Source organism: Terriglobia bacterium, assembly GCA_020072565.1.
Taxonomy (GTDB): domain Bacteria; phylum Acidobacteriota; class UBA6911; order UBA6911; family UBA6911; genus JAFNAG01.
Genome location: JAIQGI010000013.1, coordinates 1 through 24,548 on the forward strand (window position 1 = coordinate 1; position 24,548 = coordinate 24,548).

A 24,548-nucleotide genomic window follows, 5' to 3' on the forward strand; every position below is an offset into this window, starting at 1 on the left:
AGCACGAAACCGCCGTGAGAAGTGCGCTGGAAGCGGGAGAGTCTGTCCCGCCCGACGTCCTGAGAGATTACCCGGAACTCGCCAAGCCGCGCCCGGTCTCCGAAGCCGCCGGCCAGTTCGCACAGACTGAGGTGGACCGTCGCGCCGAAACGTCGGCCACCTTCGTTGACAGGGTAATCAATGGCAAGGGCAGTTGGTCCGACAAGCGCAAGCAACTCGGCCTTGAGAACTACGGTCGCTATGACATTCAGCGATTCCCGGATGTCCCTATCAGCAAGTATGAGCGGCAGAGCTTGATTGACAGGATGATGGCCGAGACGAAAGAAGTCACCGGCCTGACGCCCACGGGCGAGCGGGCAAAATCCGCTCCGGCCAAGCCGACCGTCCGCAGCCTCTTCGGGGACGATGCAGGGTTCTTCAAGTTCCGCGATCGGCCGGGAATAGACGATGATCCGCAAATGAAGGTGATCTTTGATCGGCTGGAACGAGCGGAAAAGAATGCCCGCCACCTGACGCTTGACGCGCTTCCACGGGCCGGGGAAGAGGATGTCCCGGGCTCACACATGCACGTGGTCAGCTGGATCAGGTCGGCGGATCAGGCTCTCTCTCGCCAACCGGAAACCGCTCCGGTTGCCAGGGAGATCAAGTATGCTGCGCGTGACAAGAAGCGGGCAATGCAGCATTACGACGACGTGGCGAACCGGATCATAAAAGGCAACGGCATCAAGAAAAACTCTCAAGAGGATCGGATGGTAAAGGACCTCCTGGACGAGTCCTACACTCACCTGACGCCCGACAAACTGCTCCGGAGCACAATCTACAGCGGCAACAAGCTGGCTGCCATCAAAGCGGCTGAGCAGCTGAGAAACGAGGTCTTCGAGCCGATCATCAACGAGATTCGCGGAGACGCCGAGCTTATCGAGATCATCGGCAAGCGCGGTTACATCCACGGCTATTTCCCGCACTGGGAGGCGGACATGCGCGCGAAGTTCGGCTCGGGTGCGCCCGCGATGATGCGGAATCTCCTGCCGCAGCGGTTCATGTCGGCTTTTCTCAAAGAGCGCGAGGCCGAGGACTGGACCGGGAACGTCTCAATTTATGACGTGGTGCCGGCCTACATCAACAGCACCATGAAGACCATCCACGACATCCCGGCCTATAACCGGGCACTTGAGCACATCAAGACCCTACCCGAGGGATCGGCCAGGGACTTCGCGCAGTGGTACGCGGATAACTACATCGGCCAGCCCAAGAAAGAGGGCCTGCTCCACAACTGGGACGCCTACCAGAAGTTCAGCCGATGGCTGGCGAACCGCTATTACGATAACCTGATCGGCCTGAACTATAAAACTTGGTTTCTGAACCTCGGGCAGACGATGACAAACACATTCCCGGAGCTGGGCGCGAGGTACACGGCCAAGGGCATCGCAGCGCTGTTTACCAAGGAAGGGCGCGAGAAGTTTCACGATAGCGGGCTTCTGTTCGACTATCCAGGCATTGAGTCGGGCATTCTCAAGGAAGGCCTGAAGAGAATAATCCTCCACGGAGGCATGGCAGCAGGCGAGTACGTCAATCGCGGGATCGCCTACCTCGGGGGACTGGAGCAGGCAAAGGACATACACTTGGTCGGCCGTGCGGCTGAGATGCACGCGATGGACGTTGTGGACAAGACCCAGTTTGCTTACGGCAAGGAATCCGCGATTCGATACCTCGAAAACATTCCGCCTGACCTGCGCACGTTCCAGACCTTCCCGCTTAAGGAAGCTGAGTTCGTGGGGAATCTGGTGTCTGATGCCGTCCACGGCGGCGCGAGGGAGCGGGCGAAGCTGACGCGATTCCTCATGGTGAACGTTGCGCTGCCCGTGGGCCTCGCGGCTGCCGGTGTGCCAGTGGGCAGGATGTTCATCGATATCTTCGATCTGATTCCAAAGCCGTTTCGCACGTTTCAGCTGCAAGCGAAGTTGATGGCCTGGTTGAGAGCCGTGGGCGTGGGCGTCAAGGAAGCAGTCACAGGTGAGCACGTCAAGGGGGTTCCAAAGGTGGACCCGGCTGACATACCGATGGACATTCTCATGGGGCTCTGGAACGCCTTCGGCCCGGCGGCCAACATAGCGAGATAGACGGCGCAGCAAACGGGATTGATCGAGCAGAAGAAAAAGGCGGCGAAGTGAACGAACGGTTTTTGTTAACAGAATTCGGACCGAAGGGAGTTGCCTAATGACTCAGATTCCGGCGCCGCCCCTGCGCACGCCGATCACGGTCAGCAAGAGCGGGCAGGTCGACCTCTCCGCAAATCAAGTGTGGGCGCGCTGGCTTCAGTCCATTTCGGCCTGGATCGCGGATAATGACGTTGATGTGTACACGGATGCCAACCATTTTGACGATAGCCATACGGACGGCCACGGCGACGTGGATCATGGAGACACAGCTCACAGTGACGGAGTCCATGGGGATGCGACCCACGGCGATACCCATTCGGACACGGCCCACAGCGACGTTGCCCATGGGGATGGAAGCCACAGCGACAGCCATACCGATGAGTCCCACAGCGACAGCCACACGGACACGGCGCACACCGACAGCCCCTATGTGGACACGCCCCACTGGGATGAGGTGCACTGCGATACGGCGCACACCGATACCCATGGCGACGAGGCTCACGATGATACGTCGCACTCGGATACGGCGCATTCAGACGAAGATCATGTGGATGACGCCTATCAGGATGTGGCCTATCAGGATGTGCCTTATGGCGATCACAACGACGGCGAGATGGTGCCGACTCATACGGACGACCCCTATGTCGATGTCCCCCATGATGACGTGGCCCATGGAGATACACCTCACTCGGATGTACCCCATGAGGATACGGCCCACAGCGACGGCGCGCCGCATTCGGACACCTACTTCGACGCGCCGCATTCCGACAATGCACATGAGGACGTGCCCCATGCCGACATCGGGTATTCAGACATCCCCCATGAAGACGTTTACTCCGATGGCGCTTATGGGGATAGTCACGAAGACAGTGCGCACCTTGACACCTCGCACCTCGATTCGGCCCACGTCGACACACCCCATAGCGACTCAGGGCACGCCGATGCGCATACGGACAGCGCCCACACCGATTCGGCGCATTCCGACAACCCGCACGCCGACCAGAGCCACACGGACGGGGCTTACACGGATACCGCCCACACCGACACGCCGCATGACGATGGGCATGGGGATGCCGTGCACATGGATCACACCGACACCGGGCATGAGGACGTGATCCATCAGGATTTCCATAACGACGCGGCCTATGACGACGTGGCGCACGGAGACAGTTACGCATGACTCTTGACCTAACCACCTATCGAGTGAAAAGGGGAGGTGCTCAGGTACAGGCGGGGGCGAGATCGCGCCTCCTGAGCCAGTACAGAGGCCAATTTATGGCAATTCGACAAGCAAAACTCTGCAGCACGCCCGGATGCGGCAAGTTGACTCATTCTGGGCTGTGCGTCGACTGCCGGCGGCGGAAGCGGGCGAGCTCGGGGAAAGACCGGCGCGGGGCCGTGGGGTACTGCCAGCACTGCGGGCAGAATATCTATGAAACGTTCAGCGCGCACCTGGACAAGTGCGAGGCATACCGCACCTGGTCGGGGCCGTCTCGAATTGTCGTGTAAAGCCCGCCACTGAATCGAGGCGACGAAGCCATATGATGAGCCGTAAAAAACGAGAAGTCTTCTCACAATGCGTAGCTACGCATTATTTCGATATTCTGGAGGCAGGCAGAGAGGTATGGAACCACAGAAAAAGATCCCGTGCGAGAATTGCGGCAAGCTTTTCTATCCCGAACGCCCCTGGCAGAGGTTCTGCTCGACGCACTGCCGGGTCATAGCCTGGGGCCGGCGACATCCCCGGTTGCCGATCGCAGAGGGTTTCCATGTAGAGGTGGTACCGGATGAGCCGGCCGGGAATCCGGCGGCAAAAGAGAGGACCTGACATGCGGGATTCTGTGATACGCTTCCGCCATGCCAGAAGCTGCCGCTTACACGCGCAGCACACCACAAGACCGCTGCTCTCTCTGCAGGAGCCGGGAGGGGCCTTTTCACTTCGAAGAGCGACCTACCGGGTTCAACCTGGAGTTGCAATCCTGGCCGTACTGCGGAAACTGCTGGACGGATAAAAACACTTCAGGAAAATTACCGGAAGTGAAGGTAACCTCTCGCCCGTGCGCGCGAAAAGAAATGCCCGCGATCCTTGGTCAAAATGCAATGGATACTTGTCATCCCGCGTCACCGGCAAGGCGGCGTTGGTGAAAGAAACAGCTTGAAAAACCTCAACCATGCGCATACCATCAACGCTAGTTCCTTCGCGTGTGACAACGCGGAGTGAATAGCGTCTGGCAGGCGCGAACCTCTCAGCCCCGTAAAGGGCAAGGAGGAATCCATGGAGGAATCCATGACAATCAACTTTTCCAACCTCGAAAAACTCTCCAAAAAGATTAACGAAGCCTCGGACGAACTCACAAAAGCGCTGACATGCATCAATGAAAAACTCAATTCACTGAATCTCGGCCTAGAGGTTTGGTGCAGTGCCCCTCTCGATTCTGAGCCCGAATCATCTCAAAATCCCGACGAAAACGAAATACCCACGGAACAGATTTTCTATCTCGGTTATGGAAAACTGGCTGATAAATGGGGAATTCTTGTCAGAAATGAGAGATGGACAGACCCATCAAATTATCGGGATAGAGAACGGGTTTGTACGATCGAAACATCTTTTCTTCTCAGCTCTTCGCGGGCGTTGAGAATAAAGGCTATCAACGAGATTCCCGCCCTGATTTCTCTTCTGGAGGAAGAGGGTGAGAGTTTCACCAAGTCAGTCAGCAAAGCCAAGGAATTGGCCGACGAACTCTAAACCATAATCCGGTTCGCGCCTGCCAGCGATTTCGCTTGACATACAACACGGGTACACGTATCGTTTAAGTATGAACAAACAAAAACTTACCCTAACCGTGGATGATCGCCTGATAGAGCCCATGAAGATCATGGCCGTGAAGCTCAAGCGCAGCCTGAGCGATATCACGGAGGAACTCTATCGGGAATTTCTGAAGCGCGAAGGAAAACCGAAACGATAACCGCAGAGAGCGGGCCTGCCAGCTGGCGAAACAGCCGACAAGCCCTAACCCTGCATTCCTCACGAAAGGAAAGCATGGCTAGACCCAGTTTACACAAAGTCACACCCGCAGCAGAAGCAAAACCGCAGCAGACCTCGTTTGAAGCCGAATGGCTCGAAAAGATCGGCCATCGCCTGGAATTCCTGGGCGACCTGATGTATGACCGGCAAGACGAACTCGGCACCAGCGACCTGAGCGTCGGCATTGAATCCCTGGTTTCGTACTTCAGCCACGAAATTCTGCGTGGCGCCGAATTGCTCAAGCAGAAGGGCGGCGCGGCATGAAAACCAAACTATCAAAATCCGCACCACCAACGCCACAAAAACCCGCAGCACCCGAACCCCCGGCAGAGAGCAAGGGGCGTCCTTACGTCTCGGCCTTTTTCCCGCCTGCCCGTAAGAAGATGCTGGATGAACTGCTACGCATTCTCGGCAAAGCGATGCCGAACAAACGCGCATCGGAAGCCGAGCCGATCATCACGAAATTCATGGAAGCCTTCAACAGGCACATGGAGGAGGCAACGGGAATTTTCGCCCTGGACGACGTTGGGATCAATATCACCGCCCTTGATGAAATTGTGCACCTTTATCACTGCCTCGATGGCCTGCTGGACATGCTGGACCAACTGCCACAGGATAGCGCGGAGAACAGTCTTGCCGATATTCTCCGGCCTGCCGTCCACTGGTTCTGGTGTGTTGTGTCGAGCGACTTTCCGGACCTGAAGTTGATCCGTGAGCGTCTGGTCGCTGCTGGCTACGGTCCCCACATTCAAGGTTAGGAAAGGCGGCGGCGCATGAGCAAACCCAAACGGAAAGCAAAAGGCAAATCCGCTCTGAAATCAAGGATGCTCGCCGTTCTCGCGCTTGATGCAGCTATCCAACGGGTCAGGGCGCTCGCAAAGCAATGCGCGAGTATGACCGACGAATTGAACGGCCTGAATGGCTTTCTCGGCAACATGATAATTGAGGGCAAAGGGAACATTGTCGGCTGGACCGACGAAAAAGAGTAAACGACATTCCGGGCCCGGGGCGACTCGGGCTCTGGAGGGCCTGCATGAAGATCCGCCTTTTCTGCGACGTCGGGGAAACGCTCATAATCGACCACGCCCGGGGCTGTCTGCGCTATCGCGGATCTTCCCGAGTGGTCGACGGCGCCACCCTGCATGCAGACCCGAAAGCCCGGATCTTCACGGATTCACCCGAGCGGGTCTGCCTGGCTCTCGGGATACCGTTTCCCGATCCGCAGGTGATTGAAGAGCAGTGAACCATCAACCGGGGCTCTGGCGCCGGGCTGGAGCCCCTGGAGGACTATGGGAAACCTAATCCAGTTCCCGAACATAGACCGCAGCAAGATCGCTGAATGGGAGGGTGGATGTCCGAAATGTGGCGGCGTTGATGGCTTGCTGAACATCGGGCCAGACCACTTCTGCGTATGCCACAAACACAAGGCGAAATGGTACCGGGGCTCAAATCTACTCAGCGGGTGGCAGCAGGAAACGGAAGAGGATTGGCAGAAAAACGCCGTCCTGCTTGCTGGCTATCGGGAAGTTGAACCTATATTCCCACCAAGAGCGGGAGAAAGTGTTGAGGTCTAACCCATGGGAGTCAAAGTCAGAGAGAAGGTGAAAGGATCGGGCGTGTGGTGGGTGTTCGTCAACCACGACGGCGAGCGCTCCTCGACCCAGGTCGGAAGCTTGAAGGCCGCGAACCGGACCAAGGAAGACTTCGAGCACAGGGTTGCCCTCGGGCTGGAGCTATTCCCGGAGCGGAAGCCGGCGCCCACGGTTCCGACCTTCGAGAAATACTACGAAAAGTTTGAGCGCACTTACTTGAGCGCGTCCTGCCGGGAATCGACGGTTGACAGATACGACCAGGATTTCAGGCTACACCTCAAGCCAAAGCTCGGAGCCGTACCGCTCAACGAAATCGCGCGCGAGCAAATCAAGGAACTCATTGCCGACATGATGGCGAAAGGGCTGTCGCGAAACTCGATCCGGAACACGATGGCGACTCTTCGCGTGACGCTGAATCAGGCGATCGAGGACGAACTCATAATAAGCAACCCCGCAACGAAGCTCAGCAAGTTCTTCAAGCAGGCAAAGGCGAAACGCAAGTTTGACTTTCTGACAGCGGAAGAGGTACCGCCGTTGCTTCGGGCAGCCAGGGACAGGGACGCCAGACGGAAAAGCGACGCTCCGGAATACTTTCCCCTGTTTCTCTGCGCGATCCATACGGGGATGCGCGAGGGCGAGCTCGCCGGCCTGCAGTGGGCCGATATCGACTGGAACGGCCGTTTCATCCTGGTCGAGCGCAGCGTGGCGGATGGGAAGGTAAGTCCCACCAAGACGGACAAGGCCCGGCGCGTCGACATGTCCGATGATCTCATTGAGGAACTGTCCGGATACCGCCGGCGCCGGCTTGAGGCCGCGATGAGGGACGGCAGGAACGAATTGCCGGAATGGGTCTTTTCCTCCAGCCGGGGGACGGCGCTCGATGTTCGCAACGTCTCGAAACGGGAGTTTCCGAGGTGCCTTGCAAAAGCAAAGCTGCGCCGGATTCGCTTCCATGACCTGCGCCATACCTTCGCCTCGTTGCTGATCCAGAACGGCGAATCCCTGGCCTACGTGAAGGAACAACTCGGGCACTCCAGCATCAAGATCACGGTCGACGTCTACGGCCACCTGGTTCCCGGGGCGAACCGGCAGGCGGTCTGCAAACTGCCATCTTTGAACGGATCGAAGGCGAAGGAAGAAACTACCCGAACGGAGCCTGAATCCGCACCCCAGGCGCACCCTGCGAAGTTGGCGGCTGTAAGTGATACGCCCGACAGGACTTGAACCAGTGACCACAGGTTAAGCAGTCCCTCGTTTCCATTGGAGTCCCGGTGACGAAACCGGCCTAACTTGAGGTAGGTTACGGTCTCGAAACCCCTGTGCGGGTGCTCGGGAAATCCGGCAATGTAATCGTCGGGCTGGTCACTCCTGAATTCATCGAGCAGCAGGAAAGGATCCACGTAGTCGAGCCGCGGCGTCCCCAGGAGGCCGCTCAACTTCACACCGGCCCCTTCCTGGGTGGGAATGCCCTCGAGTATTCGATTCGCAATTCTGTTAGTCATGTAGTGTAAGATGTTCCTTCGCCCCGCAGAGTTACAGCCATGCCGGGATCTGGTGCGGGAGATTCAAACGCGAAAACGGCAGGCCTCAAGAGCTTTGAGAGCCTGACTACCGGCATGTTCTTCAGAGAGCCTTTGAGTCTGGACGCCCCGGCAGTTTATACTGTGCGTGGAGAATTGACATAGTGCCTGCTTATGGCCGGGAAAGAAGACCTCTTCATTGGATCTGGCTGCTGGCCATCCTGATTCTGGCAGTCCTGTTGTTTCTCTCCTATCGACAGGGGCTCTTCACGGGCAGCCGCGGGACCCGAGAAAAGAGCGGCACTGAGCCGCTTCAGCCGGCCTCGAAATCCGTTGCTGAAGGCCCGTCCACTGCGGCTTTGCAGCCTCAGGATTCCACGCTGGGGCAACAGGCCGCCCCCGCTTCCCCGGCATCGGATACCTGGTATACGTCCGTTGCATTCAAGGGGGTCGTGCTGAACGAAACGAACCGCACCCCCGTCGACGGCGCCACGGTTCGCATATTCGCATATTCATCCCCGTCGTCCGTGGTTGATAAGACTACCAGTGCCGGCGGAAAATTCGAAATCGTCGCGCCTCCCGCGTATCGTTATGGAGTGAAAGCCGAGGCCGATGGATTCAGATCCTACCAGGAAGATTCGTTCGTGATCACTCGTCCCTACTACGATCTGGAAATCCTGCTCACGCCGACTCTGCTGCTGCGCGGGCGCGTAGTAGACAGCCTTAATGCTGGAGTCGGCGATGCGCTGGTGCAGCTGCGGCGGGAAGACGACCGAACCCCGGCATTTCTCTCGGTGACCACGGACCAACAGGGCGTTTTTACCTTTACCGAGGTCCCGCGTTATGGGCGTTTGCGGGCCGAAGCCTATCATCCGGCGTTTGACTCGCTGGGCGCGGTAGCCGTCACTCTTCCCGCCGAGAGTGACGTGGTCATTCGAATGACGGCGACCCGAATCACGGGATCCCTCGCGGGCATTGTGACCGACACCGTGCGCAAGCCTGTCGCCGCGGCCAGGATTTCACTCTTCGATCCCAACCAAGGCAGGTTATTGTCTACGGTCCAGACCGACACGCAGGGGCTGTACAGATTCGCCAGAATGCGCGAAGGAAACTACCTCGTGAGGTGCGCGGCGGACGGCTTCGTCGATGCCCGCACCAATCAAGGGATCGCCGCCATCTCAGCCAACAGAGAGGCGCGGCTCGACTTCAGCCTGGAGCCGGGACTGCAGATCCGGGGAGTTGTCGTCAATCAGAAGGAGGAGCCTGTCGTCCAGGCACAGGTGATGTGCTCTCCGGGCAGCATGCAAAGGGGCCGCCAGGCAGGCGACCCCGGCGCCGGTCGCATGGCGATCATGATGAGAGACATGGTCGGTGACCCACAAAGGGGCCGCGGCCTGGAGATCGCCACTACAGACAGCGAGGGACGTTTCCAGATCTCAGGCCTGACCGACACTCAATACCAGGTCACCGTGAGCCACCGGGACTATCAGTCTCTCCTCACGCGCGTCCGACCCTCCAATGAGCCCCAGAAGCTGGTCATGGACGCCGGGCTATCCCTGCGCGGCACCGTGAGCGACGTTCGAGGCGCCGCGGTCGAAAGGTTCACCCTGACTTTCCAGTCGACCGCAGGCAGAAGCGAAAAATCCTACTCATTTACGACCACCGACGGACATTTCGAAATCCGCGGCCTCGCCCGCGACACTTATCAAGTCAGCCTGCAGACATCCGGACGCGGGCGGTTCTCGGGAACCCTCGACCTTTCCGCTTCCACCGAGGTCTTTGTCGTCCTGGATCCCGCGAACGGCGGCAGAGGCCGGAGTCCCTTGAACTTCCTCAAGGCCAGGTAAGACCGCCGGGACGTCGGGAAAGCCGGCCTCGCGTGACAGCGTTCTGTCCGTCCCCGTACCTCAGTCCTCTGCCCCAAAAACATACTTTGCCAGACGCGACCCTCCTCATGTCCCCCAACATCGCCACGATTTTCATGCGCCGCAGCCGTGGCGGCTTGAATTGTTCAAAATGACCCTGCAAGCAGCTCCTCCGGCTGCGTCTTTATAGCAAGAGCCTTCAGAACCATCACTCAGGCTCCGGAGGTTCCTCGACTTCAGAAGGGAGGCTGTCATGCAACTAGGCTCGTTTGCCGCCGTTTTGCTGTCCGGCTCGATGGCACTCGCTACCCAAGGAAGGAATACAACCGGAAGGGTTGTGGTCCCCGCTCCGCCGGCGTCGGCCAGAGTCACTCAGGGGGCGCTTCAGGTCATCGACAAAGACGGCAATGCCACCGCGCTTTGCCCACTCAAGCACACTGACGTCAAAGCATCGATCAGCGGATTTCTCGCCCGCGTGATTGTGACTCAGCAGTTTGTCAACCCAAGCACAGAGAAGATCGAGGCCGTATACACTTTCCCTCTGCCCCAAAATGCCGCAGTCGACGACATGACGCTGACCGTAGGCAACCGGATCGTCCGGGGGCACATCAAGAGACGCGAGGAGGCCCAGGCCATTTATGAAGCCGCCCGATCTGCCGGACATGTGGCGGGCCTGCTCGACCAGGAGAGGCCGAACATCTTCACTCAGTCCGTCGCCAACATCACGCCCGGGGCGCAAGTAACGGTCGAGATCAGCTATGTTGAGGCATTGAAGTATGCGGACGGAACATATGAATTCGTATTCCCGATGGTGGTGGCTCCCCGCTATATCCCGGGCACGCCGACCGGCAGAACCGGCGGCGGCTGGGCCCAGGATACCAATAAGGTTCCGGACGCCTCGCGTATCACGCCCCCGGTCGCGGGCAACCCTGAGACCGCCATGCCTACGCGGGCCGGGCACGATATCTCGCTGGAGGTTCTGCTTGAGGCGGGGGTGACGATCGAAGATCTCAAATCGGTCTTGCATGAAGTGACCGTCGATAGACCCGGCCCCCACAGCGCCGCCGTGCGGCTCAAGGATCAATCTGAGATCCCCAACAGGGATTTCATCCTCCGCTACGGCGTCGCCGGAGGCAGCATCAAGGATGCGGTCCTTGCCCACCAGGGAGATCAGGGTGGCTTTTTCACTCTCGTGCTCCAACCGCCCGAGCGCGTGAACGTCCAGGATGTCACGCCGAAGGAACTGATCTTCGTGCTCGACAGTTCCGGATCGATGAGCGGCTTCCCAATCGAAAAGGCCAAAGAGACCATGCGGCTTGCCCTCAAAGGACTCTACCCCAGGGACACGTTTAACCTGATGACCTTTTCCGGAGACACGCGCATTCTCTTCCCCGCGCCAGTGCCGGCAACACCCGACAATCTCCAGAAGGCAGAGCAGTTTCTTTCCATGCAAGGCGGGAGCGGCGGCACCGAAATGATGCGTGCCATTCGCGCTGCCCTGGCGCCGTCCGACGAACAGAGCCACATCCGCATTGTCTGCTTTATGACGGACGGCATGGTGGGGAATGATTTCGAGATCATTTCGGAGGTCCAAAAGCACCCGAACGCGCGCGTCTTCGCCTTCGGCATCGGGAACTCGGTCAACCGTTTTCTGCTCGACCAGATGGCGCAGCAGGGCCGGGGCGAAGTCGAGTATGTCACCCTGGGCGACGACGGCTCGGCAGCGGCGCGGCGATTTCACGAGCGGGTGCGCAACCCGCTCCTCACCGACATCACCATCGAATGGGGCGGATTGGCGGTTACCGATGTCTATCCAAAACGCATACCGGATCTCTTCAGTGCCAAACCGATGGTGATTTGCGGCCGCTACACGCGCGCCGGCAAAGGAGTCATCCTTGTGTCCGGCAACATGTCCGGCGGACATTTCTCGCGCGAAATACCCGTAAACCTGCCGGATCGCGAACCGCGCAACAGCGTGCTTGCCAAGCTGTGGGCGCGAACCCGCATCGACGATCTGATGGCGCAGGACTACCGCGGCATTCAACGCGCCAACATGCAATCCGATCTCCGGGAGCAGATCACCCAACTAGGGCTGGATTTCGGGCTGATGACTCAGTTCACGTCCTTTGTTGCAGTAGAGGAGATGACCATCACCGAGGGGGGCAAACCGCGCCGTATCGAAGTGCCCGTGGAATTACCCGACGGCGTGAGCTATCGGGGGATATTCGGCGCGCCCGGTGAGGGGATGCCGGCAACGTCAGCTGCAAACCTCTCGATGGTCAAAGGCCTTGCGATGGCCGGAGGGATGGGTGGAGGTGTAGGCCCCCGGCAGATGGCGCCAGCCCCCGTCATCGCGAATGCAGAAATCTCCCGTGCGTTATCAGCGGCTGAGTTGAAGCGCAATCAAATCGGCACCAAGTTTCACCCGGCAATCGCAGCCTTGATCGCGCGGCTTGGCGTTCCGGGCGCCAAGCCCGGCGCAGATGAAGGAAAGTTCGTTCGTGATGGCAAAGCCTCAATTCAGATCTGGCTCGCTGAGAAAAACACCGCGGTCCTGGCTGAATTGAAGCGGCTCGGGTTCGAGGTCGTCCTGGAACCGAAGAGCGCGATGATGCTGATCGGACGGCTGCCGATCGGTAACCTGGAAGCGCTCGCTAAACTGGATGCCGTCCGCTATATCGCCCCATCCGAGATCCAGAAGTGATAGGTCATGAGTCATGAGTGATGGGTCGCAGGTAAAGGAGGGTTTCACCCATCACTCATGACACTTTTCTTAGCCTGGGCAGCCGGTCAGGCCCAGAATCACATTTATCAGCATCTGCAGATCCAGGGCGTTTGTGACCCCGTCGCCGTTGATGTCGCAGTTTGTCGGGCTCCCCGGGATGCCCAAAATCGAGTTGATCAGCAACTGTATGTCCAGAACGTTTACCGATCCGTCGCCATTAATGTCGCACCGGCTGGCACTGACGGTAAACACTGCAGAGCTTGCGCCTGTTCCCACGGGAGTAGTGACGCTGATTCTGCCGGAAGTCGCCCCTGCCGGGACGGTCGCCGTAATTCGCGCCGGCGACACTACCGTGAAACCGGCCGCGGCGGAGGTGTTGAACTTGACGGTTGTTGCCCCGTTCAGATTCGTACCTGTGATGGTGACTACAGTTCCTGCGCGGCCGCTTGAGGGAGCCATCCCCGTGATCGTGGGCGGACTGGACAGGGTGGTAGCGGAAACCTCATTGGAATATGCAGAGTCGGCGGCAGCTCCAGTGGCCTCGACGCGATAGTAATAATTCGTGTTTGTGCCCAATCCCGTATCGCTGAAGGAAGTCACATTCGCTGCAGTCGTTCCAACTTGCGACCAGATCCCCCCAGCACCTTCTTTTCTCTCGACCGCAAAGCCGGTCTCGTCGGCGCTGTTGTCCAGCCATAGCAGGTTGACCTGAGAACTCGAGACTGCGATCGCAGTCAGGTTCGAAGGCGCAGCCGGTCCTGAGGTAAGGCAGGAGGAAGCCGACGCGACATGCGCTGCGATCTCCGCGCGCGAATAGGGACAAAATGTCGATCCCGTCCCAATGGTGCTGTTCATGATGGTATTGCCGCAATCCGTGGGTGCAGGGCTCGCCTGTTCCGTGTGTGTGGCGCCGAAGTTGTGACCGATCTCGTGAGCCGTGAGGAGGTATTTGCCGGGGGAGGAGGTGAGTCTCTGGGAAACGCCGTAGCTGTAGCTTCGGGCCTCGCACACCACCGACAGATAGGCGATGCCGATAGTGCTCCCGTCCATGTTCTTGCCGGTCCACATATGAGCGAGATCGAACGGCACATAGTAGAAGTTGGCGTTCCAGTGATCGCGGAACTCCGAAAGCATGGCGGACGGAGCAGTCGAGCTGTAAGGATCGGTCGGCGTAGACCAGACATGCTGGTAGACGACCTGAAGCGAAATCGAAAGCTGTGACTGATAGATGCCATCCACCTGGTTGAGAATGTCGAGAATCGTCGCATTCGCTTCCGTCGCTCCCCCGCAGGCGACCACGTACTCATAATCGGCTTCTGTCGCTACCTGGGCTGCCCGCACCCCGGAAGTCGCAGCGAGCATGCGGGGTTCGACCAGTTCCCGGGCTTCCCCAATCCTGTGGGCCAGCGTGGTGCCGCAGACACCGAGGACTTCGGGACGGATATCCGACCGGCGGTAAACCACCATCTCCGACGGATCCGACGAGGGGGAGAAATTGCGCAGCGGCTCGATGTAGTACCACTCATCGGGTGTCAGGATCACCCCTTCCAAAGTTGCGTCCCTGACAGTGAAACGTGCCTCCGAGTCCCAGAGTCGCGGTACCGTGCCACGGAAGGTGTGTGCCGGCGCCCTCGCGAGCTCGCTCCTGGCGCCTCCCGGCAGTTCCTCCTCAGCCACGCAGCCGGAGGCGCGCAGATCATAAGGCTCCAGGACGACATCAAAGATCTGATCCGGGGTGGCGATCCTGAATTCGCCGGTATCACGGACCTGCTGCGCCACTCGTGCCGTGTCCATCCTTACCCTGTCATAGCGCTGCAGAATTCTGTCGATCTGTTCCCGCGTTGCTGCAGAACGCTGCATTGCGCCGGCACTCTCGTGCGGAGCCATGCCCGGCAGAAACGTGACCAAGATGAGGCTGAAAATGCGAAACAGCTGCACCCGTAAACGACTGTAGGATTTCCATTTCATGGTCTGTTTCCTTAGCCCGGCACGGGGAAGGTCGTCGTTTGGGGGGGGATGGGATCTCGCGTGCGTGCAGACGTACCCGGAAAGTGCAGGGAGAGGTCCGCCTGCCTTCGTATCGGCACGTCACTGGACTTACAATAGACCCTCGGAGAAACAACCAACACACATATTCCAGGACTGCAGGACTTGCGGAAAGCCGTTGGCGATGAGTTACTTAGGGTGTCTGAGCCCTCGAGGTTTCAAAGCAGGCGACGGGGCCGTTGGTTGATGGCGAACAGGATTGCGCCCGCCGCCAGGGCCAGGCCGCCTCCCAGAATCTGTTTTCGTGTGGCGCCAAACAGGATCGCCAGGGAAACCAGGATAGCCAAAATGGGGACCAGCGGTCCCATTGGAATCACGTAAGTCGGCCGCTTTACCGCGCCCTCGAAGCGCCGCGCGCGCAGGATCAGCGTCGACGCGCTTGCGCCGGTATAGGTGACCAGGCGCGCCACGGCGCTGACAACCGCCAGTTTGACGAATGAGCCGGTCAGGGCCAGCAGCAGTGCCACGGTTGAGGAAAAGAGAATCGCGTTCGCCGGAGTGCGGAACCTCACGTGGATGCGGCCGAACCATTTCGGCAATTGCCCGTTCTCGGCCAGCGCGAACAGCATGCGGGATCCAGTCAGGATCTGGCCCGCATTGTTCCCGGTCATGGAAATCACCGACCCGATCCCGATCAGCAGGGCGCCCGCCGCCCCCATGAAGATGTGGGCAGCATCCGCCAGCGGCGTCGTGGAAGCTGCCAGACTGGGCAGCGTGCCCGCCGCGACCAACTGAGTCAATGTCATCACTACCGTTACGGTCGCAATCGTCATCACCAGCGCAAAGGGCACGTGGCGGCGCGGGTCGTTTGCTTCACCGGCAGGGACCGGCACAACGTCGTAACCGCCGTAGACGAAGATCATCAGCAGGGCTGCCGTGGTCCCCTGCTGCCAGGTGACCGGCCTCAATAAGCCCAGGTTGGCGGGATTGATGAAAAAAACGCCGATAGCAATGAATATTCCCAACGGCAGCAGCTTGCCGATGGTCAGCAGGTTTACTGCCCAGGAGCTTTGGCGAATGCCTACGACGTTGATCACGGTCAAGACGAGCGTCAGGCCGATGATGACAGTGCTGCGTCCCGGTTCTGCTGCCGCCGCGGGCCAGTAAAAGCCGAGCGCCACCGCAATACCGTTCACGACCGATGCGTGGCTCGCCACGCGCGTGAACCACTGCATGAAGCCTACTTCAAATCCTGCGAACCGGCCGAAGGCCTCGCGCGTGTACAGATACGGACCGCCCGTGCCCTCAAACCTGCTGCCCACCTCGGCAAAGCACAGTGCCACCAGGAGCGATGCCAATCCGGCCAGCACGAATGCCGGCACGCTCCAGGCACCCACCAGTGCGGCAACCTGCGAGGGCATCAGGAAAATCGCGCCGCCGATCACCTGGTTCACACCGATGGCCGTGAGGTCCCATCGGCTCAGTTCACGCCTTAGTGTCGGTGCCTGTACTGCAGCCTGCGTCGATGCTTCCATGGCGCAACGTTGTATCACGGCAGAGCCGCGATGCAAAAAACCTCAACGCGGAGCCCGTAGCCTGAGTTATTCATGAAGCAGAACCGCATGCCGGTGCAAAGAAACAGAATTGGACGCTGATAAACGCGGGCAGGAGCTTTTGCCCGCCGACCAGGACCGAACGGTCAGCATCTGTCGGAGTTTTTCCGCGTCCAAAACGGTCCTCTGATCGCATATTCATGAATAATCAGGGGCAAAGAGAAGCAGATGTAGGAACACATAGTATCTCCGCGGCCTCTGCGCTGAGATTTTGCTTTTCTTGATTACACCGCCATCATTCGTGATGGCTGTCAATCCACAAGATCCGGCATGTAAGCATACAAGGCCGGCGATCCCCCGGTGTGCACGAACAGGACATTTTCGTTTTTCTTGAAAAATCCCTTGCGGGCCAGATCAATCAAGCCGGCCATCGCCTTGCCGGTGTAAACAGGATCGAGAAGGATGCTCTCGGTTCTGGCCAGCATTTTCACGGCCTCGGCCATCTCCGGCGTCGGAATCGAGTAACCCCGGCCTACATAGTCGCCGAAACAGAGGACCGCATCTCTTGGAATCTCCCCTTTGATGCCGACACGCGCCGCGGTTTTCTGAACCAGGTCGTAGACGAGTTTTTCCTGCACTTCCTTGGGGCGGCTGACGTCGATGCCGACAACAGGGATGTTGCTGTTGTTGCCGTACAAGCCCGTGACAATTCCTGCGTGCGTTCCGGCACTGCCGCTCGCACAGACGACCCTATTGATGTTGATTCCCTTTTCGAAAAGCTGAGCGAGAATCTCCTCGGCGCAGGCCACATAGCCGGTAGCCCCAATCGGATTCGAGCCGCCTCCGGGGATGATGTAAGCCTTGCGGCCCGCGGCGGAAACCTCGTCGGCCACCATGAGCATTTCTTTCATCATATCGGAGCCGCCGGGGACCACCTTGATCTGCTCGACCCCCAGAAGCCGGAACAGGAAGTTGTTCCCGCTCGCATCCGGCTTGTAGCTCTTCGGAACCCTCTCTTCCAGGACGAGCCTGCACTTCAGCCCTTCCTTGGCCGCTGCCGCCAGGGTGAGCCGGCAGTGGTTGGATTGAACCGCTCCGCAGGTAATCAAGGTGTCGGCGCCTTGAGCCAGGGCATCGGCAACCAAAAACTCGAGCTTCCTCGTCTTGTTGCCTCCGGCAGCCAGGCCAAGGAGATCGTCTCTCTTGATGTAAATGTTCGGACCACCAACCGCGGCAGAAAAACGCGGTACTGCCTCCAGCGGTGTCGGTCCTTCGGTATAGCGCCTGCGGGGAAAGCGTGCCAGATTCATGCGAAACCTCCCGTCATAGTCGGATTATCGATTGCTAAAATGACTGGTCACTCAGGACCCCGGATATGATCTGCGGGTCCGGGCAAAAAGAGTGCTCAGCTTAAGCGATGCAGGGTGCCCGCTCAAGGGCTTTTTGTTTATCCATGGGAGCTCAATGGCGTGCCGCCGCTTTTCAAATCGAAACATCGCCAAGGGCGGCAGCAAGCTGCCGCACTCCAGCGCGCCTGGTGCGAGCGAGGGTTAGGAGCGGATCTTGAGGACGGCGGCGCCCTCCAGTTTCCCCTGCCTCACCCCGTCGAGGGCGTCGTTCGCCTTTTCCAGGGGGAAGAGCACGACCTCCGCCTTCACCTTCGCCCTGGGCGCGATCTCGAAAAACTCCAATCCATCCTTGCGGGTCAGGTTGGCCACCGAGCGTATCGAGCGCTCCTCCCATAGGATGCTGTAAGGGAAAGCCGGAATATCGCTCATGTGAATGCCGCCGCAGACAACTTCACCACCCTTGGCGGTGGCGCGCAAGGCGGCCGGCACCAGAGCGCCCACTGGGGCGAAGATGACGGCGGCGTCCAACTCCTCCGGGGGCATCTCATCGGAGGATCCCGCCCAGACCGCACCCAGCCTGCGCGCGAAATTCTGCGCTTCCCTGTCGCCGCGTTTGGTGAAAGCGTATACCTTTTTCCCCTGGTAAACGGCGATCTGCACCAGGAGATGCGCGGCAGCGCCGAAGCCGTAAAAGCCCAGTCGTTCGGAGTTCCTGCCAACCATGCGGTAGGATCGGTACCCGATCAGCCCGGCACACAGCAGAGGCGCCACCTCGGCATCAGTATACGATTCCGGCAGATGGAGGCAATAACGGTAGTCCGCGACGGTGAATTCGGCATAGCCGCCGTCGATGGAGTAACCCGAGAAGCGTGCGTGGTCACACAGGTTCTCACGACCCGTGACACAATAGCGACAAGTGCCGTCACTGTACCCGAGCCACGGCACGCCAACCCGGTCGCCCACCTTGAATCCGGCCACTTTGTCACCGAGCCGGATTATTGTGCCCGCGATCTCATGTCCCAGGATCAAGGGGAGCTTCGGCTGCGGCAATTCGCCATCGGCGATGTGCAGGTCCGTCCGGCACACTCCACAGGCGTGAATTTCGATCAGAACCTGCGTAGGACCTGGCGCGGGCACAGCCATTTCCATGTCCTGAAGAGGCTTCCGGGGAGCTACCAACACCATGGCACGCATCTTTTCCTGGATCGCCATCGATCACCTCCATATGCCCTCGCTTTGATCTTACCCGGGAATTACACATAACCACAGGCCAACGCCGGCAAACAGGGGCAAAAAGGAGACGTTGCTGTTTTCCACTCGGAACGGTTCATGGCTGCGCGGCAACTGGAAAACGAGGATGTCTCCTTTTTCTCCGGATATCTCGCCGCCTGTCTGCAGCGCTGCAATGATCATTGTCCATCGGCGAGTCGTTTAGCGGGCATACCAGGTCCTGACTCGGTTTTGGTCGAAAAACTCCATCCCGGGGGCTTCGGCAGTCAGCATCAGGATCGCGCGCGCGACGCCGGCACTGTCGTTCAGCACCAATCCGGGGGCACTGTCCTTATCCACGATCCCCAGCACGGCGCGCGCCCTCTCGGAAGCATCGAAGAAGCGCAGCACGGTCCGGTCCGGTGTCGCGAGCAACTGCGCGCCGCCGCGCTCGCGGGCGCCGAAGAGATGGAGGAAGGGATTGTCCTCGACGGTCAGACCCAGGGCTGCCTTGGCTTCGCTGTTCTTCCCGAGCAAGCCGACGGCAGGCCCTTGGCCGGTGACGCTCAAGTTCAGCCGCTTTCTGCCCGCGTCGTACAGTGTCATCACGGGCCCGCTCGAAGTGTAGTTCAGACCCGCCGCCTTCTGTGCATTTCTGTCGTAGAGAGTCAGCCCCGCACCTTCGGGCTCTACACCTAATGACAGGGTGGCGTTATCGGCATCATCATAAAAAACCAGGGCCGGCCGGTCTGCAAAAAGTCCCAGTTCCGCGCGCCTTTTCCCCCGCCCATCCTGGAGGATGAACTTGCCCGCTTCGAGCGCCTTGGCCGCTTTCACGGGCGGCGCCTTTGTCGCCTTTACTTGCGCCATCAGAAAAACGGAGCCGATCGCGAGAAGCATCAGAATCCCGGCCTGTTTGAGTCGCTGATTTTGGCGCTCCAGCCTCCTGATGCGTTCCGACAAGGTTTCCAGTGTCTGGATTTGTGTTTCCATGATTCTGCGCTCCTCCGCAAAGGTCCCGGCACGCCTGTTTCCACTCAGCTTCACAAAGCCTCAGTATCGGGATCGCAATCGCTATCGGGTTTTGCCGGTTAGGTGCTCCGATTGCGATGGCGATAGCACTACCGATTCCAATACCGATTTGTCTATTTGCAGGGCAGTGATGTTATCGTTTGTTTTCCCCAATCTTGATCATTTTCCCTCTCAAAGGAAATAAATGTCGACATCCTGCGAAGTTTATGCAAAATTAAGAGGTTAAAGCACTATAGCATTATAGTCGTTTGGAACTTCCGGAGGAATATTTATGAACACCGCTCACAACCGCTGGCGTACAGGCGTGCCGGTAACACTGCTGCCGTTCATCCTGATTGCCGCACTCCTGCATGCCCAGGCCCCGAATCAACCGGCAACGTCCCAAAGCAAGTCAGCCGCTGCCGGGCAGAAAATGACGGTCGAAGGTGTCATCGTCAAGCGCGACGCCGATTCCCTGACCCTGCGGGACGCCCGCGGCTCGAACATTGTTGTGGCACTGATCGACAGCACCCGGGTCAAGGAGAAGAAGAGCAACCCGTTCCGGCGCAGCCGGAACTATGCCCTCACCCAGCTCCTGCGTGGGCTGAGCGTCGAGGTCACGGGCAGGCAGAACAGTGGAGGGCAGCTTGTGGCGGATGAGGTCAAGCTCAAGGACAATGATCTCCGCCTCGCCAGTTCTGTAGAGACCAGGGTAGATCCGATAGAGACCCGCCTGGCCGAGGTGGAGACCAAGCTTGTGCAGACCGAACAGAACGCTCAGCGGCTCTCGGGCCAGGTGGAGGAGGTATCGGCCGTCGCCAAAGCAGCCCGCAGCGCCGCCAAGGCCGCCCAGGATACCGGGGATGCAGCCAATGCGGCCGCGAAAGACGCTGCACGCGAAGGGATCGAAGCCGCCAGGTCGACCGCCCGTGCCGCCGACGCGCGTATTTCTTCTCTGGACGATTTCGACGTCAAGAGCACGACGACCGTGCGCTTCCAGCTGAGCAGTGCCGTACTGAGCAAAGAGGCCAAGGCACAGCTCGACACGCTTGCCGGGGCAGCCAAGAACGAGAAAGGCTTCATGATCGAAGTCACCGGTTATGCCTCGTCGGAAGGGGATGCAGCCGCCAATGAGCGACTGAGTGAGCGCCGGGCCGACGCCGTCGTCCGCTACCTGACGGAGAATTGCTCGATTCCGCTGCGGCGGCTCGTGACCCCTTTTGGGTTTGGCGCCAAGCAGCCGGTGGCGGACAATTCCACTCTCGACGGCCGGAAGCAGAACCGGCGTGTTGAAGTTAAAATCCTGGTAAACAAGGGCTTAACCGGCCAGATCGCCAAATAGGGCTGGACGGCCCGGTCTGAGCATGGTACTTCATGAGAGGGAAGGAGGCCCGGCCGTACGGCGGGGTCTGCGCACCACAATCCATCAGGAAAGGAAAAGGCGGTCCAAAACAAACTGAGTCTTATGCGCTTTCGCGTCTTGCTTTTCCTGCTCATCCTGATCCCTCTGTCCTCGTTTGCAGGTTTGCACCCCGATGCCGGGATCCAGAGCCTGACGCCGCAGAATCCTGCCCAGCAGCCGCCCCCCAAGGCGGGAACCATCCGCGTCAATACCAGCCTCGTACTCATACCGGTGTCGGTTACCGATGCTGCAGGGCACGCCGTCAAGAACCTGCAGCTGGAGGATTTCGTCGTCCAGGAAAACGGTAGCCCCGTGACCATAGAACATCTGGGCCAGCCGGGGTTGACGCGGCTGGACATGGTCCTGACGTTTGATCTGACAGGCAGCACCCGCCCGCGCTTCGACTTCGAGCAGCAGGCGGCCACCAGTTTCCTGAAGACGATCTTCAAGCCGCGGGATGCCGTGTCGATTGTCGGCATCACCGCCAAACCGAAAATCCTGCTCGAACGAACCACGTCGTTGATCACGGCCATGGATGGTTTGAATCAGCTTCAGTCATCAGGAGCCTCCACGGCATTCTTCGACTCGGTCATCGCGGCAGCGCAATTGCTGCGCGGGCCCGCCGATCCCGACACCCGCCGCGTTCAGATCGTGCTCTCCGACGGCGAAGACAACTTCAGCGAGCAGAAACAGGCGGACGCACTTCGCGAGGTTCAGCAGGCCGATTGCATTTTCTACTCGATCAACCCGGGCGGGCCGTCGATCCGCCTGAACAACGTCAGCCTGCGCGGCCAGCAGGCGATGGAGGCGCTCGCGGAAGAAACGGGTGGGGCGGCGTTCCTGGCGGAGAAACTCGAGGACCTGGGTGAGATTTATGGCCGTATTGCCGCGGAACTGGAGGCGCAATATCTGCTCAGTTACTACTCGCCGGATCCCAAGTCAGACGGGAGCTTCCGTCGCATTACCGTGCGCGCGCCCAAACACCCGGAATTGCGTGTCCGCTCGCGCCAGGGCTATTACGACGGCAAACCTCCATACCGTTGATGCCGGGTAACAGCTCAGTCGTGCGTTTTCAACAGACCGTTCACCGACAGGTCTTCATCAATCAATGGCCAGTGGATCCCGGTTTCTGAAAACCATCTATACCTTCCTGCGCGGCACGGTAGCCTCTCGCTGAATCCCTGAGGGAAATCTATGAAAACCGGCCGCCATGCTGACTGCAGGATCCAGATACGGATCTTCGGAAGATCGTCGATCCTGGGGCTTGTCAGAGGGCGATTTCCTGGGCCTCGTCACGTTGGCAGCCGGAAAAGCCAGGAAATGCAAAATCGAGCCTTTCAATTCTCAAAAACGGGTGACGTCCCAAATAACTTTCGGCTCCCCGCATTCGTCATAGCGCAGCTGTATAAACACCGGTGGCAGATCGAACTCTTTTTTAAGTGGATCAAGCAACACTTGCGAATTAAGGCTTTCTACGGCACCTCTGAGAACGCGGTCAAGACGCCAGATTTTGAGCGTCACCTGTTTTGAGAAAACTTCGATTTATCAAATACTTACGGAATCAGCGCGCGAGCCGTCCAACGACGATTCCGGTAACCAATTGTAGCTATTCAACTTCTAATGGGACACTAGTGGGTGACGTCCCCGATTTCCATTCATCAGGCAAGGGAGTTGTCGGGATGCGGAGCGAGTCGACGAACCGGGTGAAGAATTCGTAGGCCGCCGCCACGGCCGCCAGTTCTATGATTTCACGGTCTATGAATGTGTCTCGTAGAGAGGCGTAGAAAGCGTCGTCAATCTCAAGCGCCGAACGATGCACGCGATCCGCGAAGCGGAAACCTAGCTTCTCGCGCTCCGTGAAGGGCCCATTCTCGAAGTCCCTCACGCCCTGGACCTGCTCCGCGGTTGCGCCTTTCTGCTTCGCCGAAGCAGAGTGGGCCGATGTTCAATAGTCGCAGTTTTGCAAAATCGCCACCCGGGTGGCCACGAGCTCTTTGTACCATCCCGGCAAAGCGCCCTCACCCATCAGCGGTTTTAAAAACGCAGCGATACCCATGGCGAGTTCGGGCGTATGAGCGATGGTCTTGAACATGTTGGGCACCACGCCCCGCAGCTCGAGAAGTTGATCGTAAAGGGCGCCGATCTCAGGTGTGACTTCACCCCGCTCCAACATCCGGATGCGGGCTTTGATATCAGAGTTCAAGACAAGCACCTCCGCAAAAACGGGGAGCGCCCCGCATGCGCTCAGACCCACGGTCTGAGCTTAAAGCCGTCACCCGCCCCCGCCGCCGCTGCTTGCGCCGCAGCCAATGCCCGAACCGGAAGAAATCCCGCCGCTTTTGCTGCTCCCGGACGTGGCAAAAGAAGAATAGATCTGCTCCAGTTCGCGACTGTGGCACATGGGACAATCAGGCGGTTCCGATCCGAAAACAAGGGCCTCGAAGCGGTGGCCGCACTTCTTACAGATATATTCGAACAATGGCATAAAGCCCTTCCTCCCAGGCTTGCCATATTATGCCTCGGATCGCGCCCCGAGGCAAAGCAACGGCAAGAAATAGACCACAAAGACCTGTAGACTCCAGGAAGGCATCTGGATCATGGAGTGTTGGAAGCTGCGAGGTAATTGTCTGATGCCGCGCTATTGGGTCTTGGCGGCCTTCCCGACCGGCTTTTCGGAGTCTTGCCGGGCAGGGGCCTGCGCAGCTTGAACCCTAGGTGCGAGCCTCGGCGTCGCCGGGATTGCAAACACCATGGGGCGGCTGGTCATGGCCTCGGCTTTGCCGTGGGCCGGCGCCCTGTGTGCCTGAAATGCGAGCACAAGGAACAGGGGCATGGGACCCAGAAGAAGCCAAACGAGCATCGGCCAGGGATTGGATCGAGCGCTGTCCGGGTTCTTTGGCTTCATGGTGACTACCTGCCCTTCGCCCCAGGGTAAATTCGCTGAGGAGCTTCAGTGAACCTCATGCAAATCTTATGCCGATATCGTCACGAAATGACAAGTGCAATAGATATAACACTGCCCCTCTGACTAAAAGTCCCATGAATTGCCGTTCGTCCGCTGAGGACCCGGGAAATTTTCCCCTGGCCATCGCACTTGGAGATTCATTGAGCCACGACGGGGCTCGTATTCGTGACAACGGGGGTTGGCACAG

Annotated in this window: 25 protein-coding genes and 1 pseudogene; 18 read left to right on the forward strand and 8 right to left on the reverse strand. The window is 58.9% G+C overall.

The window, feature by feature from the left end:
- The 15 genes from LAP85_09590 to LAP85_09660 form a co-directional block, all read left to right on the forward strand.
- A partial coding sequence (locus LAP85_09590; GenBank protein MBZ5496644.1) for a hypothetical protein occupies positions 1–2,120 on the forward strand: 2,120 nt, incomplete at its 5' end.
- Positions 2,121–2,217: 97 nt separating this feature from the next.
- Entirely contained in the window at positions 2,218–3,339 is a 1,122-nt protein-coding gene (locus LAP85_09595; GenBank protein ID MBZ5496645.1) for a hypothetical protein, read from the forward strand.
- 95 nt (positions 3,340–3,434) lie between these two features.
- Positions 3,435–3,668 (forward strand): hypothetical protein, encoded by a 234-nt coding sequence (locus LAP85_09600; protein ID MBZ5496646.1) that lies wholly within the window; start codon positions 3,435–3,437, stop codon positions 3,666–3,668.
- Positions 3,669–3,783: 115 nt separating this feature from the next.
- Positions 3,784–3,987, forward strand: a complete 204-nt coding sequence (locus LAP85_09605; GenBank protein MBZ5496647.1) for a hypothetical protein — start codon at positions 3,784–3,786, stop codon at positions 3,985–3,987.
- 447 nt (positions 3,988–4,434) lie between these two features.
- Positions 4,435–4,905: a hypothetical protein gene (locus LAP85_09610; protein MBZ5496648.1), complete on the forward strand. Its 471-nt coding sequence runs from the start codon at positions 4,435–4,437 to the stop codon at positions 4,903–4,905.
- 70 nt (positions 4,906–4,975) lie between these two features.
- On the forward strand, positions 4,976–5,125 hold the full coding sequence (locus LAP85_09615) for a DUF6364 family protein (protein MBZ5496649.1): 150 nt from the start codon (positions 4,976–4,978) through the stop codon (positions 5,123–5,125).
- 74 nt (positions 5,126–5,199) lie between these two features.
- Positions 5,200–5,448: a DUF4785 family protein gene (locus tag LAP85_09620; GenBank protein MBZ5496650.1), complete on the forward strand. Its 249-nt coding sequence runs from the start codon at positions 5,200–5,202 to the stop codon at positions 5,446–5,448.
- Positions 5,445–5,942, forward strand: a complete 498-nt coding sequence (locus LAP85_09625) for a hypothetical protein (protein MBZ5496651.1) — start codon at positions 5,445–5,447, stop codon at positions 5,940–5,942. Before LAP85_09620 ends, LAP85_09625 begins: the two co-directional genes overlap by 4 nt.
- Positions 5,943–5,957: 15 nt before the next feature.
- Positions 5,958–6,173 (forward strand): hypothetical protein, encoded by a 216-nt coding sequence (locus LAP85_09630; protein ID MBZ5496652.1) that lies wholly within the window; start codon positions 5,958–5,960, stop codon positions 6,171–6,173.
- 44 nt (positions 6,174–6,217) lie between these two features.
- Positions 6,218–6,427 carry a hypothetical protein gene (locus LAP85_09635; protein MBZ5496653.1) on the forward strand — a complete coding sequence of 70 codons (210 nt, stop codon included), beginning with the start codon at positions 6,218–6,220 and terminating at the stop codon, positions 6,425–6,427.
- A gap of 46 nt (positions 6,428–6,473) precedes the next feature.
- A complete protein-coding gene (locus LAP85_09640; GenBank protein MBZ5496654.1) occupies positions 6,474–6,758 on the forward strand; it encodes a hypothetical protein in 285 nt (94 codons plus the stop codon).
- 3 nt (positions 6,759–6,761) lie between these two features.
- Entirely contained in the window at positions 6,762–8,000 is a 1,239-nt protein-coding gene (locus tag LAP85_09645) for a site-specific integrase (GenBank protein MBZ5496655.1), read from the forward strand.
- A 95-nt stretch (positions 8,001–8,095) separates the two neighbouring features.
- The gene (locus tag LAP85_09650; GenBank protein MBZ5496656.1) at positions 8,096–8,287 is read left to right on the forward strand and encodes a hypothetical protein; all 192 of its coding nucleotides are present in this window, start codon (positions 8,096–8,098) and stop codon (positions 8,285–8,287) included.
- 173 nt (positions 8,288–8,460) lie between these two features.
- A complete protein-coding gene (locus tag LAP85_09655; protein MBZ5496657.1) occupies positions 8,461–10,143 on the forward strand; it encodes a carboxypeptidase-like regulatory domain-containing protein in 1,683 nt (560 codons plus the stop codon).
- Positions 10,144–10,414: 271 nt separating this feature from the next.
- Positions 10,415–12,865, forward strand: coding sequence for a VIT and VWA domain-containing protein (locus LAP85_09660; protein MBZ5496658.1), 2,451 nt, complete (start codon positions 10,415–10,417; stop codon positions 12,863–12,865).
- Positions 12,866–12,934: 69 nt separating this feature from the next.
- Here LAP85_09660 and LAP85_09665 read toward each other — a convergent pair whose 3' ends face one another.
- The 5 genes from LAP85_09665 to LAP85_09685 all read right to left on the reverse strand — a co-directional run bounded on the left by LAP85_09665 (position 12,935) and on the right by LAP85_09685 (position 19,976).
- Positions 12,935–14,854 carry an IPT/TIG domain-containing protein gene (locus LAP85_09665; GenBank protein MBZ5496659.1) on the reverse strand — a complete coding sequence of 640 codons (1,920 nt, stop codon included), beginning with the start codon at positions 14,852–14,854 and terminating at the stop codon, positions 12,935–12,937.
- Between the two features lie 236 nt (positions 14,855–15,090).
- A complete protein-coding gene (locus LAP85_09670) occupies positions 15,091–16,407 on the reverse strand; it encodes an APC family permease (protein ID MBZ5496660.1) in 1,317 nt (438 codons plus the stop codon).
- 329 nt (positions 16,408–16,736) lie between these two features.
- Entirely contained in the window at positions 16,737–17,735 is a 999-nt protein-coding gene (locus tag LAP85_09675; GenBank protein ID MBZ5496661.1) for a D-cysteine desulfhydrase, read from the reverse strand.
- A gap of 240 nt (positions 17,736–17,975) precedes the next feature.
- The gene (locus LAP85_09680; GenBank protein ID MBZ5496662.1) at positions 17,976–18,968 is read right to left on the reverse strand and encodes a zinc-dependent alcohol dehydrogenase family protein; all 993 of its coding nucleotides are present in this window, start codon (positions 18,966–18,968) and stop codon (positions 17,976–17,978) included.
- A gap of 237 nt (positions 18,969–19,205) precedes the next feature.
- Positions 19,206–19,976 carry a hypothetical protein gene (locus tag LAP85_09685; GenBank protein MBZ5496663.1) on the reverse strand — a complete coding sequence of 257 codons (771 nt, stop codon included), beginning with the start codon at positions 19,974–19,976 and terminating at the stop codon, positions 19,206–19,208.
- Positions 19,977–20,286: 310 nt separating this feature from the next.
- Between LAP85_09685 and LAP85_09690 the strand changes: the two genes are divergently transcribed.
- The 3 genes and pseudogenes from LAP85_09690 (at position 20,287) to LAP85_09700 (ending at position 23,002) form a co-directional block, all read left to right on the forward strand.
- Positions 20,287–21,336: an OmpA family protein gene (locus LAP85_09690; GenBank protein ID MBZ5496664.1), complete on the forward strand. Its 1,050-nt coding sequence runs from the start codon at positions 20,287–20,289 to the stop codon at positions 21,334–21,336.
- 123 nt (positions 21,337–21,459) lie between these two features.
- The gene (locus tag LAP85_09695) at positions 21,460–22,440 is read left to right on the forward strand and encodes a VWA domain-containing protein (protein ID MBZ5496665.1); all 981 of its coding nucleotides are present in this window, start codon (positions 21,460–21,462) and stop codon (positions 22,438–22,440) included.
- Between the two features lie 315 nt (positions 22,441–22,755).
- Positions 22,756–23,002 (forward strand): annotated as a pseudogene (locus LAP85_09700) (transposase).
- A 339-nt stretch (positions 23,003–23,341) separates the two neighbouring features.
- Here the strand turns inward: LAP85_09700 and LAP85_09705 are convergent.
- The 3 genes from LAP85_09705 to LAP85_09715 all read right to left on the reverse strand — a co-directional run bounded on the left by LAP85_09705 (position 23,342) and on the right by LAP85_09715 (position 24,301).
- The gene (locus LAP85_09705; GenBank protein ID MBZ5496666.1) at positions 23,342–23,599 is read right to left on the reverse strand and encodes a carboxymuconolactone decarboxylase family protein; all 258 of its coding nucleotides are present in this window, start codon (positions 23,597–23,599) and stop codon (positions 23,342–23,344) included.
- A gap of 69 nt (positions 23,600–23,668) precedes the next feature.
- Positions 23,669–23,881: a zinc ribbon domain-containing protein gene (locus LAP85_09710; GenBank protein MBZ5496667.1), complete on the reverse strand. Its 213-nt coding sequence runs from the start codon at positions 23,879–23,881 to the stop codon at positions 23,669–23,671.
- Between the two features lie 153 nt (positions 23,882–24,034).
- Positions 24,035–24,301 carry a hypothetical protein gene (locus LAP85_09715; GenBank protein MBZ5496668.1) on the reverse strand — a complete coding sequence of 89 codons (267 nt, stop codon included), beginning with the start codon at positions 24,299–24,301 and terminating at the stop codon, positions 24,035–24,037.
- Positions 24,302–24,548 lie beyond the last annotated feature (247 nt).